The organism is Nonomuraea sp. NPDC049269 (genome assembly GCF_043197155.1).
In the GTDB taxonomy this organism is placed as follows: Bacteria; Actinomycetota; Actinomycetes; order Streptosporangiales; family Streptosporangiaceae; genus Nonomuraea.
This window is the reverse complement of record NZ_JBICSO010000003.1, coordinates 558,440-572,126: the sequence shown is the minus strand read 5'-3', so window position 1 is coordinate 572,126 and position 13,687 is coordinate 558,440. Positions and strand designations below refer to the sequence as shown.

The window sequence follows — 13,687 nt, the reverse complement described above, 5'->3', positions numbered from 1 at the left end:
CGCTGTACGGCCAGCACATCCCGGCGCTGTGGCTGGGCCTGGGGACTCTGCTTGTCCCGCCGGCTTCGCTCTTCTCTTGTTCAGCCATGCGAGCAGTTCAGGCGGAAAGATGCGGCCACGGGCCGGTTGCACGCGTGAGCCCCGCTGCATATCGACAGAGTCACAGAGCGAGGCCCGTGAGCTTCTCAGGGTTGATGCAGCCGGGACAGAACACTGAACACTGAACATCCAACCGCTACGATCGCCGACCCGGCGAACCTATGCGGTCACAGCACTACCTGACGGGGTGGCCGTTGTGCAGGTATGCGACGGTGCCAGCGTCAGCGGCGGTGATCGCGGCCTGTAGGCGTGCCCACACGTACGGCCGGAGCCGTTTCTCTGCTTGGTTGTGGGTGCAGAACTCGAACGCGCCCAACTCGGTATCTGCAAGGCGTAGCGCGGCGGTTTGGTCGGGGGTGAGGATTCCGGCGTTGAAAATGAACATCACCGAGTCGTCCCATGGGCCGTGTGGTGGCACCCAGTCCACACACACCAACGCCATGTCCTCCGGGAGGTGGAGGCCGAGTTCTTCGGTCAGTTCTCGGCGGAGGGCATCAAGCGGTGGTTCGTTGGCTTCGGCCATGCCACCGGGGAGATCCCAATTGGGTTTGTAGGTGGGGTCGACGAGCAGCACACGGCCGTGATCATCACAAATGAGGGCGTCTACCCCCACGCGCTTGCGGGCCTGGCGGGCGTTGCCCTCGGTCAGATGCGCGCGGTAGGCGGCGGGATCGCGTTCGTAGAGCGGCCGGGTGTCGGGCTCGGTCATGGGGTTGGGCTGGTCCTTGGCTGTGTGGTGTCGGTGGTGAGCTGGTAGAGCCATTCACGCTGCCGCAGCGCCTCGGCCAGGTGGTCGAGGAAGCCCCGCGCGCATGCGGTGGCGCGGTGCGGCTGGAGCTGGTCGCGCAGATCGCGTAGTTGCTGAATCACCGGATACGAGCCTAGCGACCCGGTGGTATGAAGAACATCGGTCGCGACCGCACACGCCTGGTCCAACGCGCCGCGTTCGATGAGCACACCGGCCAGGGTGAGGTGCCCGAACGCGCGGGAGCGGGTGCGGCCGGCTGGCCGCAGCTCTAGAACTCGCTGGGCGTGGCGCTGGGCTGCGAGTAGGTCGCCGAGCTGCCGCATGCACCGGGCCGCGTCTCCGGCGAGGGACGCAGCATCAAACGGTGACACCCAGGGCGACGGGGCTGCGCTGTGGCTGCCCTGCAGGGCGGTCTCAGCGCGGCCCAACAGTGCGCGCGTTTCCCGTGATCGTCCTGCGGCGGCGTGCCCGCGAGCCTGCAACGCCCACAGCCGCGCCGCCAGTTCGGGGTGAGCCGGTCCCGCCGTCAACTCGCGCTGTCCCTGAGCGGCGTAGCCGATAGCGTCATCGGGGTGGGCGCGATGGTGCGCGAGGTGGGCCAGGCTCGCGAGCACGTGAACCCTCAAATGGGGGTCGTCGCCCACGCCGGACAGGTCTCGCGCCCGCGCGAAATGCCGCCCGGCGCGGTCGTCGTCTCCGGCGTCATGCGCCATCCACCCGGCCATTTCTGTGAGTGCCGCGGCCGCGGTGAACACCTGCGGGCCCTCACCGCCGAACATGCGGGGACTGAGGTGGTCGCGTAGGTAGGTGGTGACGGTCGCGTACAGGTGAGCGCCGCCAATTTGGGCGTCCACCGCCCGCCACGCCGCCACCGCCGCCGCTGCCGCATCCTCACCCGGCCCCAAGACGGTGGCCCGCGCCGACACCGGAACAGGGACCGGGGGCGGTTCCGCGGCCGGGGCTGAGGCGTGCGCTGGTGGGCGCGCCGCGCGCTGCTGCGGTACCTGAAACCACAGCCGGTCAGCCGGGATGTGCAGCAGTCGCGCCCACTGTGTGAGTCTGCCCAAGTTGGTTATCGGCGGGCCGTTCTCAATCCTGGACAGCTGGGGTTGGGTGATGCCCACCCACGCTGCCACCGTTTCCTGTCGTAGGGGGCGGCCGTGGTGCGGGTGGGCGCGATAGGCCGCGATGACCTTGCCCATGTGCCACTGGTCGAGCGCTGAGCGCATGCCGGGATGGGTCCAGAACTCCGGCGGCACCCTCGGCGGCCCGGCGGGCGTACCAGTCGCCGCACGCGCGCCCGTGGTGCATGCCGCGCACCGGCCGCTGGTGTTGTCGCGCGCTAGTCGTGTCCCGCAGCGGCAGCGCCGCGCCTGCGTGTCAGTCATCTGGACTCACCGCCACATCGGAGATCCTTCACCCCGAATGTAACCATGCGCTCACGTTGCGCATCCAGGTATTCGCTGGGGCGCATATCCATATGCGTTATTGGTCATGGCTGCATGCGCGGGCGGTTGGTCACTGTGGGAGCACCTCCCAGCCGACCAGCACGAAAGGCACACCGTGACCACACAACACGCAGCACCAGAGCCGGTGATCGGCGGGGACTACCTGGCGACCACGGGCCGCCCCGTCGTCGGGGTCGCTCCGGTCACGCATCCGGGACCGCTGACCGCATCGGCCCTCCCACCCACAGCACGATGCCGGGCGGTGGGGTACGTGCGGCTTCGGCCCGACACCGACACCGCCGCCAGCGAGCAGGTCACCGCACGCCTGCGCGGGTTCGCGGCGCGGTCCGGGCTGGACCTGGTCGGCATCTACACCGAGCACCCGCACCCGTTCCGGCAGTCGGCGTTTGGTGAGCTTCTCCAGGCGCTGTGCCGCCCCGACATCAGCATCGTGGTGATCCCCGGTCCGGAGCATCTGTCGGAGTTCGACGGCATCTATCAGGCCATGCGCGCCCTGATCGAGATAGAGACCGGTGCTGATGTCTTGGTGATGTCCCACACCATCGAGGCCATGCCATGACCCCAGCACCTGTCCATGAGGTCATTGACCGACGGCTGAAAGAGTTGATCGGTCAGGTGATCGCGGCGGGGGTTCCCGCGATCGTTGTGGACCAAGCCACCGCCGAACGGTGGCTCCTACGGCTGACCGGTGCCTTGCTGGGGATCAACGCCTGGCACCGCGTCGACCCGCGCGGGAGGTGCCGACTGTGCCGCCCCGGATTCCTGCGGCGATGGTGGCCCCGGAGGGCGCGGCGGGCCTGCACTGTCCAACCGACGCTCGCGCACTACCTCCGCGACGCCGAACCGGTTCTCTTCCCCATCGAGGGTCGGGGGGCCTCATGAGCGACCGGTTCGCGCCCGTGCCGCCCACCGTGCGCGCCTCCGAGGTCACCCTGTTGGCGCTGCACACCGCGATCACCATCGGCGCGCAAGTCGCCCGCATCGGCGCCCGAGTGTGGGGCCTGCCCTACCTCGATCACCCCGCCGAACAGACCGCTGGCCACCTGCTCGCCCGCGCTGTCGAGAACACTGGCCACCCCGACCCCAACCCCCGATACTCCGATATCAACCCCGCCACCATCACCGCCGTGAGTATCCGGGTCCACCGCCGCGCCGATGCCCTGATCATCGACGTGTGGGACACCGACCCCACCCCACCAGGCACTACCCCACCGGACCCCCACATGAGCGCCGTAGGCGCCCTGGCGCGCCGCTGGGGCACCTACCCCTCCCAGTGCGGTGGGAAGGTCATTTGGGCCGAGATAGGCGCAGACAATCACTTACCTGCCGGGCCCGCGCAGCCTGGCGGCTCTGACCACCTCACGCCGCGCCCCGATCCCAGCGCCGATGCCTGCTGGCCGACGTGCTGATCCCGTATCGGCCCGTCGCCGAGGTGAGCGCGTTCCTCGATCAACTGCCGGACCAGCTGCCCTCTGGACAGATCGGCCAAATCGCGGGCGGGCAGCCCGTGCCGGGGTAGCGTGGATGAGGTGAGTCAGACCTATCTGCCGCCCGAGCAGTGGTATGCCAGCCTGCCCACCGTTCACCTCTCCGCGTGCATGCTGCTCACCGATGACGCCGATCGCGTCCTGCTGGTCAAACCCAACTACCGCCCCTACTGGGCGGTGCCCGGCGGGATGGTGGACGACGGTGAGCCTCCTCAGATGTGCGCCGCGCGCGAGGTCGGCGAGGAACTCGGTCTGCAGGTCCCCGCCGGCGCTCTGCTCGTGGTCGATTGGGTGGCCCCGATGGGGGATCGGCGGCGGCCGATGATGAACTTCATCTTCGACGGCGGGATCATCGCCGATCCTTGCCGGATCCGGTTGCAGACCGACGAGCTCGACGCCGCCCAGTTCTGGCCCTGGGACGAGGCGGCCATCAAGCTGCCCGCCACGACCGCCGCCCGCATCCCGGCCGCCCGAACCGCCCGCAAGAACCAGCAGACGATCTTCCTGCCCGCCGAGCGCGATGCCTGAGCTGTGCACGTATCCGCGTACTCGGTGGAGCACTCACACGAGTACGCCGACGCGACCGTCGTGATCGACGAGCGGGAAGCGGTCCTCGAGGAGGCCGGAGAGGTGATCCACGCTCTCGCACACGGTGTGATCACCGAGGATCACCTGATCGAGCTTGGCACCGCCCTGACGGACGGCCTGGCCCCCCGAACCGGACGCACGGTCTTCAAGACCGTCGGCATCCCATGCAGGACTGGGCGGTCGCCCACCTGCTCGCTCAGCTATGCCTGACGCAGTAGCGCGGCGATCACAAATCAGCCGCAGGCCTTCGCCGTGGTGCCGCTGCCCTTGTTGACGCGGCCGATCCCGATCGTCACGCTGCCCGTGGCTTGGGCACAGACGCCGCTTGGCGCGTAGACCATGTCGCCCCAGTGGTGCCCGCCGTTCCCGGCGCGGTAGGTGAAGGAGATGCTCTTGCGGCTGGTGAAGACGGTGATATGGCCGGTCGCGTTCTTGGGCACCGTCACCTCGCCCCAGTTGGTGCCGCAGCGACGGGAGTAATACAGCCGGATCGTGCCCAGGGTGTCATCGATCTCGTTGCTCAGCGAGGCCTTCTTCCCGGTGTAGACCTTGCTGTTGGCGCACCCGCTTCTGTAGGGGTCCTTTCCGTCGTACGTGTGGGCACTCGCTGGGCCCGTGGTCAGCAAGAGCGTCCCAATCGTCGCTACGGACACCGCAGCCGCTGCTACGTGGATCTTCATATCGGTCGACTCCTTTGTGAGAGGCCCGGGGTACGAACTCAATTTCTCGCGCCCTTATCTCTCCGCGAGAAAGATCTCTGGAAGGAGGGAGATTTCCCGATAGGCGGGGGGCGAGAACAGCTCCGACTATGCCGGGCGCCTCGAACGGCGGCAACGGACATCCGCCGGACAGCCGTCCAAACATTGTCCAGACGTGCGGTTGGACAAATAGCCCAGGCCGATGGGGGTGGCTACAGAGCGCCGCGCGCAGCGGCGACGTCTCCGTCACCCGCGCCGCGCAGCACGCCCCGCGGTCCCCGTAGAACTCGGAAAAGTCGGGCGGATATGGCTGGGTAGGCTGCTGGCCTGGGGGTCTTGGGGTTCTGGTGGGAGGTTGCCGGCGGCCTGGCCGAAGCCAACCGCGGGCCGCGTCTTGCTCGCGAAGCGGGGCGAAGTCGGCGTCCAGCTTCGGGTCGTACGCCTCGGGCTGATGCGGAGTTCGTGGGTGGAGTACTCGCCGAACATGACGGGAGCCTGCCCGCCTCCGTGGAGAGACCCCACAGCCATAGATCGTCATTGGTGACACTCTGCGACGAACAGACGTCACTCTGGGTAATGATGTGGTGACTGGCCGCAGCTGGCGGTCTGGACGGTGCTCCGGGGGACGGCCGACCCTGTGCGAGTGTGCACCGCCTTGTCCCGGCCGAGGAGCGTCATGTCACCCACCACCGTTGAGGTCCCGACCGCCTATGGCCCGGTAGCGGGGCTGATCGAAAACGGGATCGCGTCCTTCCGCGGGATCCCCTATGCCGCCGCTCCCGTCGGGCCGAACAGGTTCGGCGCGCCCGTGCCGCCCGATACGTGGAGTGCGCCGTTGCCCGCTCACGACTTCGGACCGACCCCGCCGCAACCGCCGCTCAAGGGCAAGCTCGGCGAGCTGTTCCACAACCCGGTCATCCCGGGGGACGGTTACCTCAACCTGAACGTGTGGACCAGCGCCGCCGGCTCCGACGCCGCGATGCCGGTGCTGGTGTGGATCCACGGCGGCGCGTTCACCACCGGCTCCTCCGCGGTGACGACCTACGACGGCGCCACCTTCGCCCGCGACGGCGTCGTCTGCGTCACTCGACGCCATCGCCGACGGTCGTGGCGCTGACGTGCCGCTGCTGATCGGCACCACGGTCGAGGAGTTCAGGACCTTCGTCGTTCCCACCGCCATGGTGGGCTGGCCCGGAGCGGCGCCGTTCAGGACCAGGACCGAGGTCTACGGTGCCCCGGTCGGCTTCTACGACCGCTACGCCGATACCAGCGTCGAGCCGTACGTCCGCAACGCCCCCTCCGGCATCGCCTGCGCGACGCTGACCGACCGCATGTTCCGCATCCCCACCTACCGCATCGCCGAGGCTCGCAGCGACGCGCCTGCCACCACCCACGTCTTCGAGTTCGGCTGGCGGTCACCCGCCACGCCCAACACCCTCCGCGTCAAGCTCGGCGCCTGCCACAGCCTTCCGCTCCCCTTCGTGTGGGACACGCTCAACAATCCCGACAGCGCGGAGTTCACCGGTCCGAACCCGCCCCAGGGACTGGCGGACGCCCTGCACGGACGCTGGGTCGAGTTCGTCAAGACCGGCGACCTCGACCAGTGGGCCCCTTACAACACCACCGAACGCCCGGTGATGACCTTCTACCGCGACAACAAGCCGGACAACGTCATCGTGCACGACCCGCGCCGCGACGAGCGGGAAATCTGGAAGAACGATCTCAACCCGAGCTGACCGGCAGCACGGCCACGGCCTTCGGCGCGCGCGGTGCGCGCCGGAGGCCTGCGGGTGTGACCTGGGCAGCGGCGCGACACCTCCCGCTGGCCCGAGGAGACCACCCGCGAGGCCGATGGCGTCGGCTGGGGGAGGGCGTGGAACTCTGGGGAATGTCAGCTGCCGCCGACGCCCAGGGCGGAGAGCAGGACCAGGAGTACGGTCGCGACAGCGAACAGCCCGTATGCGCCGACCACGGAGACCGGGAAGTGCCGCTCGGCGGGGGCGGTCTGCTCGCCTGCCGCCGGGGGTCCACGCGACGACGCGAACGCGTTCCCGCGCGCGGGCTGCTTCCCATGCCAGTCGCTCGCATTGATCTACCGGCCTTGGGACGTGCGGGCTGAGACACCGTGGGATGGTGCTACCGGCTCGGGCAGCTCGTCGGTCGTGCGCCCAGGAGATGGGAGGTCGGGTCGGCCGCCCGGTGAAAGGCGGGCGACCCTTATCGCCCCAAGAACCCTCAGCCCTGACGGCGGGTCACAGGGGAAGACCGCCGGTGGCCGCACCGGTCGAGCCGGTGTCGCGGTAGGCGGCGATGGTGCGCTCCGCGATGCGCATCTGGTGGATCTCGTCGGCCCCGTCGGCGAACCTGGCCCAGCGGGCGTGCTGGAACATGTTCGCCAGCGGCGTGTCGGTGGAGTAGCCGAGCGCGCCGTGCACCTGGATCGCCCGGTCGATGATGCGGTTGAGACTGTTGGCCACGAAGTGCTTGGCCATCGACACCTCCGTACGGAAGTCCTCGCCCTTGTCGATCTTGTACGCGGCGTGCAGCACCATCAGCTTGCACTGGTACAGCTCCATGGCCGAGTCGGCGATCAGCCACTGCACCCCCTGCTTGTCGGCGAGCAGAGAGCCGTGGCTGTACCTGTTGAGCGCGCGGTCGACCATCATGTCGAGCGCCGTCTCCGCCTGCGAGATCCAGCGCATGCAGTGCGCCAGCCGGGCCGGGCCCAAACGGTACTGGCCGAGCCGGTGGCCGTTGCCCCGCCCGCCGAGCACCTGGCCGTCGGGCACGCGCAGGTCGGTGATGACGATCTCGCTGTGGCCCGTCGAGCCGTGCATGGTCTCGACCTCGCGGATGTCGTTCCAGCCCGGCGAGGGCAGGTCGACGAGGAAGGCGGTGTTGGCGCCCCGCGCCCCTTCGGGCAGGTCGAGTTCGGTCCTGGCGATGAGGATGGCGAAGCCGGCCCGGCGGGCGTTGGAGATGAACCACTTGTGGCCGTTGATCACCCATTCGTCGCCGTCCTTCACCGCCCGCGTACGGATCAGCGTCGGGTCGGAGCCGGCGACCTCCGGCTCGGTCATCGCGAAGCACGACATCTTGCTCCCCTCAAGCAGGGGACGCAGGTATCTCTCCTTCTGCTCGTCGCTCGCCCAGTGCAGCAGCGTGTGCATGTTGCCCTCGTCGGGTGCCATGCAGTTGAGCACCCACGGCCCGAGCCGGGTCTTGGCCGCCTCCGACTGCACCATGGCCAGCTCGACGTGGCCGAGGCCCATGCCGCCCCACTCCTTGGGCATGTGCGGCAGCCACAGCCCTTCGGCCTTGGCCTTCTCGCGCAGCCGGAAGATGGTCCGCAGGTAGGCCTCGCGGTCGCTCTCCGGCACCTCCTCGACGGCCGGGACGACCGTGCCCTGGATGAAGGCCCGGACCCGGTCGCGGATCTTCTCGTGCTCGGGGGCGAGGGTGAAGTCGATGGCCATGGTGCTCCTTCGGGGAATGTCGGGCCAGCAAAATGTCAGGCCAGCAGATGGGCCAGCCGCCGGGTGAGGCCGGTGTTGCGGCGGTCGCCGAGCCGGGCGACCGCCAGCTCCAGCGCCTTGCGCTCGCCGACCAGCACCACCCACGACCGGGCCCGCGTGACCAGGGTGTAGAGAAGCTTGCGGCGCAGCATGATGCCGCCGGACTCGGCGACGAGCGGCGCGACCACGAACGGATATTCGCTGCCCTGCGAGCGGTGCACGCTGATCGCGTAGGCGTGGGTCAGGTCGTCGAGCTCGTCGAAGCCGTAGGTCACCGTGTCGCCGTCGTCGATGACGATCTCCACGAGCCGCTGCTCCTGGATGATGTCGGTGATCGTGCCCGTCTCGCCGTTGAAGACGCCCTTGTCGTAGTTGTTGCGGATCGGCATGACCCGGTCGCCGACCCGGAAGGCCGAGGCGCCCGACCAGTGCTCGGCCCGTCCCTCCCTGGCCGGGTTGAGCCGCTCCTGGAGCCGGCGGCCGAGCTCGGCGGTGCCCGCCACGCCCTTGCGCATCGGGCACAACACCTGCACCTGGCCCGGCTCGACGCCCTGCTTGCGCGGGATCGCCACCGTCGCCAGGTGGACGACCCGTTCGGCGACGGCCTCGGGGTCGTCGAGCTCCTCGAACCAGAAGCCGCCGCCGCCCGGGATCGCGGGCAGCCGCCCGGCCTTGATGCGGTGGGCGTTCTGGATGATGCCGCTGCCGTCGGCCTGGCGGAAGACGTGGGTGAGCCGTACGCGCGGGATCTCCTCGACGCGCAGCAGGTCGGCCAGCACGCTGCCGGGGCCGATGCTCGGCAGCTGGTCGCTGTCGCCGACGAGCAGCAGGTGGCTGCCCGACGGGATGGCCGAGGTGAGCCGGGTGGCCAGGTGCAGGTCCAGCATGGACGCCTCGTCGACCACGATCAGGTCGGCCTGCGCGGGCGTCTGGTCGAACAGCTTGTCGGGGTCGGGCTGCTGGGCCAGCATCCGGTGGATGGTCATGGCGGGCAGGCCGGTGAGCTCCGACAGGCGCTTGGCCGCCTTCCCGGTGGGCGCGGCGAGCGTCACCTGGCCGCCCATCGCCCGCGCGGTGGCCGCGATCACCCGCACCGTGTGGCTCTTGCCGCAGCCAGGACCGCCGGTGAGGACCGATACGGTGCTGGTCAGCGCCATGGTCACGGCCGCTTTCTGGTCGTCGTGCAGCGCGGGGTCCTCCTGGAAGGGCCGCAGGGGCAGCGTCGAGCGGGCCCGCCACAACCGGTCCACGTGCTCGGCCAGCTTGAGCTCGCGGCTGTGCAGCTCCTTGCCGTAGACCACGATCTGGTCGGGGGCCGCCTCGACGACCACCCGCCGCTCGGCCGTGAGGGCGTCGATCATCGGCCGCACCACGTCCTGATCCTGCTCGACGAGCTCGGCGGTCTGCGTGAGCAGCGCGGTCATCGACAGGTAGCAGTGGCCGCCCCGGGCGGCGGCGCTCTCCAGCCGGTCGAGCAGCGCCGCCTTGATCCGCTGCGGGCTGTGCTCCGGGACTCCCGACTGGAGAGCGATCTTGTCGGCCGTGCCGAACGCGATGCCCCGCACCCGGCCGATGAGCTGGTACGGGTCGGAGGCGACGAGCTCCGCCGAGTCGCGGCCGAAGACCTGGAAGATCTTGGCGGCGAGCAGCGGGCTGACCCCGAAGCCCTGGAGGACCACCATCAGCGCGGCGATCTCCTTCTGCTCCCGCCACGCCTCCAGGATCTGGCCCTGCCGCGCCGGGCCGATGTTGACGACTTCCGTGAGCCGCTGGGGCTCGGTGTCGATGACGGTCAGCGTCGCCTCGCCGAAGTGACCGACGATGGCCTGGGCGAGTCGCGGGCCGATGCCGCGGATCAGGCCGGAGCCCAGGTAGAGCTGGATGGCCCGGGTGGTGGACGGCACGACCCGCTCGCACGCCGTCACCGTGAAGCGCCTGCCGTGGCGGGGGTGCTCGCCCCACTCGCCGGTGAGCTCCAGCGTCTCTCCCGGCTGGACGCCGGCCAGCGCGCGGCCCACGGCTACGAAGGAGGGTGTGGACTCGGCGCTCATCCGAGCAACCGTGTATTCGTCCTCACGGACGTACACGAGCTGCTCGACAGAGGCCTCCACGGCACTGATCCAATCATTCGCGCTTGCTGGCCGTGTAGGCACACTAAGGAGGGGGACCGACAGATTACCCGTCGGTCCCGCCGCGACTGATCAGCCTCCGGTCTTCCACGTGGCGATGAGCTTGTCGTAGTCCAGCGTCGCCGGCTTGCCGCGCTCGTCGGCCAGCTTCGGCACCGGGGCGCCGGGCTGGTCCAGCCAGTACTGGGCGGGCTGCTCAGGGTTCAGCTTGGGCGCGCAGTTGCCGCCGCGGCGCTCCAGCCGGGACAGGATGTCGTCCTGCTGCTTGGCCAGGTTGTCCATCGACTGCTGGGCGGTGGTCTCACCGGTGACGGCGGTGGCGACGTTCTGCCACCAGAGCTGGGCCAGCTTCGGGTAGTCGGGCACGTTGGTGCCGGTCGGCGTCCACTGCTTGCGGGCGGGCGAGTTGTAGAACTCGATCAGGCCGCCGTACTTGGCCGCGTTCTTGGCGAAGTAGTCGCTCTTGATGTCGGAGTCGCGGATGAAGGTCAGACCGGTGATCGACTTCTTCAGCGAGACCGTCTTGGAGGTGACGAACTGGGCGTACAGCCAGGCCGCCGCCCTGCGCTCCTTGGGGGTGTTCTTCAGCAGGGTCCAGGAGCCGGCGTCCTGGTAGCCCAGCTTGTTGCCTTCCTTCCAGTAGATGCCGTGCGGGCTGGGCGCGATGCGCCACTTCGGCGTCCCGTCGGCGTTGACGACCGGGAGTCCCGGCTTGGTCATGTCGGCGGTGAACGTGGTGTACCAGAAGACCTGCTGGGCGATGTTGCCCTGCGCCGGCACCGGTCCCGCCTCGCTGAAGTTCATGCCGGCCGCTTCCTTCGGCGCGTACTTCTTCAACCAGTCGACGTACTTGGTCAGCGCGTACACCGAGGCGGGCCCGTTGGTGTCGCCGCCGCGGGTCATCGAGGAGCCGACCGGGCGGCAGTTCTCCACCCTGATGCCCCACTCGTCCACCGGCAGGCCGTTGGGGATGCCCGGGTCGCCGTTGCCGGCCATGGACAGCCACGCGTCGGTGAAGCGCCAGCCGAGCGAGGGGTCCTTGCGGCCGTAGTCCATGTGGCCGTAGACCTTCTTGCCGTCGACGGTCCCGTTGCCGTTCACCTTGTTGGTGAAGAAGTCGGCGATGTCCTCATATGCCGCCCAGTTGACCGGCACACCCAGGTCGTAGCCGTAGGCGTCCTTGAACTGCTTCTTGATCGCCGGGTTGGTGAACCAGTCGTAGCGGAACCAGTAGAGGTTGGCGAACTGCTGGTCGGGCAGCTGGTACAGCTTCTTGTCCGGCCCGGTGGTGAAGCTGGTGCCGATGAAGTCGTTCAGGTCGAGGGTGGGCGAGGTGATCGCCTTGCCCTCGCCCGCCATGTAGTCGGACAACGGGAAGACATAGTTGCCGCGGGAGTGGGTGCCGATGAGGTCGGAGTCGTTGACGTAGGCGTCGTAGATGTTCTGGTTGCCCTGGATCTGGGTCTGCAGCTTCTCGATCACGTCACCTTCCTGGATCAGGTCGTGCTTGACCTTGATCCCGGTGATGTCGGTGAACGCCTTGGCGAGTTTCTGCGACTCGTACTCGTGGGTGGTGATCGTCTCGGAGACGACGTTGATCTCCATGCCGCGGTATGGAGCGGCGGCCTTGGTGAACCAGTCCATCTCCGCGAGCTGCTGGTCCTTGGACAGGGTGCTCGGCGTGAACTCGCTGGACACCCACTTCTGCGCCGCCGCCTTCCCCTCGGCCTCGGTGAAGTTGCTCTGGGGTTTCTTCTCACCGCCCGAGCAGCCGTTCGCCAGCAGGACGAGCACGGCCAGGCCAGCCGCCGTGGTTCTGCCCCTTAGACGTCTCATCGCCTGAATGCCTCCTTCGGTCAGCCCCAAATCCCGATCACGATCGTCACCAGGAGCGCGCACGCCAGCGCCAGCCACATGGACAGGTCGGTGACGGCGATCCAGCCGGCGAGTACGACGGCCGCGCTGATCAGGCCGATGTACAAGCGGTCACCACGGTCGGTCTCGATGCGCAGGAAGCCGCGCCGGGCGACCGGTGGCGAGAAGTGGCCCCAGATCGCCATGCCGCACAGCAGCAGCGCCAGGCCGATGAAGACCAGGGCCGTGGGGAGGGTCCACACCATCCACTGCATCGTCAGACCCTTCCGAGGGCGAAGCCCTTAGCCACGTAGTTGCGCACGAACCAGATGACGATGGCGCCGGGAATGATGGTCAGCACGCCCGCCGTGGCCAGGAGCCCCCAGTCCACTCCGGCCGCGCTCACCGTCCGGGTCATCGTGGCGGCGATGGGCTTGGCGTCGACCGAGGTGATGGTCCTGGCGATGAGCAGCTCGACCCAGCTGAACATGAAGCAGAAGAAGAGGGTCACGCCCACGGCGGAGCGGATCATCGGCAGGAAGATGCGCAGGAAGAATCGCGGCAGGGAATAGCCGTCGATCGCCGCCGTCTCATCTATCTCGCGCGGTATTCCGGACATGAACCCTTCGAGGATCCAGACGGCGAGCGGGACGTTGAACAGCATGTGCGCGATGGCCACGCCGAGATGGGTATCGAACAACCCCACGCTCTGATAAATCTGGAAAAAGGGCAGCAGGAAGACGGCCGGCGGCGCCATGCGATTCGTCAGCAGCCAGAAGAACAGGTGCTTGTCCCCGGCGAACCGGAACCGGGAGAAGGCATAGGCGGCCGGCAGCGCCACGATGAGCGACATCACCGCGTTCATGGACGTGTAGATGATGGAGTTCAGGTAGCTCGAATACCAGACCGGGTCCGTGAAGAACGTCCGGTAGTTGTCGAGCGTGGTCCGCTGCGGAATGAGCGAGAAACTGCCGAGGATGTCCTCGTTCGGGCGGATGGACATGCCGAACATCCACAGCAGCGGCAGCATCAGGGTGGCGGCGTACAGCCAGAACACCGCCCGCGCCCACGGCAACTGCCGCCTAACCCGCCGTGCCACG

Annotated in this window: 14 protein-coding genes; 6 read left to right on the top strand and 8 right to left on the bottom strand. The window is 68.4% G+C overall.

Annotated elements, in window-relative coordinates; genetic code table 11:
* Positions 1 to 274: 274 nt before the first annotated feature.
* Positions 275 to 808 (bottom strand): NUDIX hydrolase, encoded by a 534-nt coding sequence (locus ACGFNP_RS20345; protein ID WP_358316335.1) that lies wholly within the window; start codon positions 806 to 808, stop codon positions 275 to 277.
* Positions 805 to 2,235, bottom strand: coding sequence for a helix-turn-helix domain-containing protein (locus ACGFNP_RS20340; RefSeq protein WP_393320585.1), 1,431 nt, complete (start codon positions 2,233 to 2,235; stop codon positions 805 to 807). Before ACGFNP_RS20340 ends, ACGFNP_RS20345 begins: the two co-directional genes overlap by 4 nt.
* Before the next feature lie 175 nt (positions 2,236 to 2,410).
* On the opposite strand from ACGFNP_RS20340, the gene ACGFNP_RS20335 reads away from it, so the two are divergent.
* The 4 genes from ACGFNP_RS20335 to ACGFNP_RS20320 all read left to right on the top strand — a co-directional run bounded on the left by ACGFNP_RS20335 (position 2,411) and on the right by ACGFNP_RS20320 (position 4,601).
* Positions 2,411 to 2,875 (top strand): hypothetical protein, encoded by a 465-nt coding sequence (locus tag ACGFNP_RS20335; protein WP_393320582.1) that lies wholly within the window; start codon positions 2,411 to 2,413, stop codon positions 2,873 to 2,875.
* Positions 2,876 to 3,194: 319 nt separating this feature from the next.
* Complete coding sequence (locus ACGFNP_RS20330; RefSeq protein ID WP_393320579.1) at positions 3,195 to 3,725, top strand: hypothetical protein; 531 nt, start codon at positions 3,195 to 3,197, stop codon at positions 3,723 to 3,725.
* A 120-nt stretch (positions 3,726 to 3,845) separates the two neighbouring features.
* Positions 3,846 to 4,331 carry an NUDIX hydrolase gene (locus ACGFNP_RS20325; RefSeq protein ID WP_358316347.1) on the top strand — a complete coding sequence of 162 codons (486 nt, stop codon included), beginning with the start codon at positions 3,846 to 3,848 and terminating at the stop codon, positions 4,329 to 4,331.
* Positions 4,332 to 4,334: 3 nt separating this feature from the next.
* On the top strand, positions 4,335 to 4,601 hold the full coding sequence (locus tag ACGFNP_RS20320) for a hypothetical protein (protein ID WP_358316350.1): 267 nt from the start codon (positions 4,335 to 4,337) through the stop codon (positions 4,599 to 4,601).
* Between the two features lie 23 nt (positions 4,602 to 4,624).
* Here the strand turns inward: ACGFNP_RS20320 and ACGFNP_RS20315 are convergent, their stop codons facing one another.
* Entirely contained in the window at positions 4,625 to 5,071 is a 447-nt protein-coding gene (locus tag ACGFNP_RS20315; RefSeq protein ID WP_358316353.1) for a DUF2690 domain-containing protein, read from the bottom strand.
* 694 nt (positions 5,072 to 5,765) lie between these two features.
* Here ACGFNP_RS20315 and ACGFNP_RS20310 point away from each other — a divergent pair.
* On the top strand, positions 5,766 to 6,206 hold the full coding sequence (locus ACGFNP_RS20310) for a carboxylesterase family protein (protein WP_358316356.1): 441 nt from the start codon (positions 5,766 to 5,768) through the stop codon (positions 6,204 to 6,206).
* A gap of 1 nt (position 6,207) precedes the next feature.
* Positions 6,208 to 6,825: a hypothetical protein gene (locus tag ACGFNP_RS20305; RefSeq protein WP_393320575.1), complete on the top strand. Its 618-nt coding sequence runs from the start codon at positions 6,208 to 6,210 to the stop codon at positions 6,823 to 6,825.
* A gap of 516 nt (positions 6,826 to 7,341) precedes the next feature.
* Here the strand turns inward: ACGFNP_RS20305 and ACGFNP_RS20300 are convergent.
* From ACGFNP_RS20300 to ACGFNP_RS20280, 5 genes are all read right to left on the bottom strand, one after another.
* Positions 7,342 to 8,565, bottom strand: coding sequence for an acyl-CoA dehydrogenase family protein (locus ACGFNP_RS20300; RefSeq protein WP_358316362.1), 1,224 nt, complete (start codon positions 8,563 to 8,565; stop codon positions 7,342 to 7,344).
* 35 nt (positions 8,566 to 8,600) lie between these two features.
* The gene (locus tag ACGFNP_RS20295) at positions 8,601 to 10,715 is read right to left on the bottom strand and encodes an ATP-dependent RecD-like DNA helicase (protein WP_393320572.1); all 2,115 of its coding nucleotides are present in this window, start codon (positions 10,713 to 10,715) and stop codon (positions 8,601 to 8,603) included.
* A gap of 90 nt (positions 10,716 to 10,805) precedes the next feature.
* Complete coding sequence (locus tag ACGFNP_RS20290; RefSeq protein ID WP_393320569.1) at positions 10,806 to 12,569, bottom strand: ABC transporter substrate-binding protein; 1,764 nt, start codon at positions 12,567 to 12,569, stop codon at positions 10,806 to 10,808.
* Positions 12,570 to 12,589: 20 nt separating this feature from the next.
* The gene (locus ACGFNP_RS20285; protein ID WP_358316370.1) at positions 12,590 to 12,853 is read right to left on the bottom strand and encodes a DUF2160 family membrane protein; all 264 of its coding nucleotides are present in this window, start codon (positions 12,851 to 12,853) and stop codon (positions 12,590 to 12,592) included.
* 11 nt (positions 12,854 to 12,864) lie between these two features.
* The gene (locus tag ACGFNP_RS20280; RefSeq protein ID WP_358317503.1) at positions 12,865 to 13,617 is read right to left on the bottom strand and encodes a carbohydrate ABC transporter permease; all 753 of its coding nucleotides are present in this window, start codon (positions 13,615 to 13,617) and stop codon (positions 12,865 to 12,867) included.
* Positions 13,618 to 13,687: the final 70 nt, after the last annotated feature.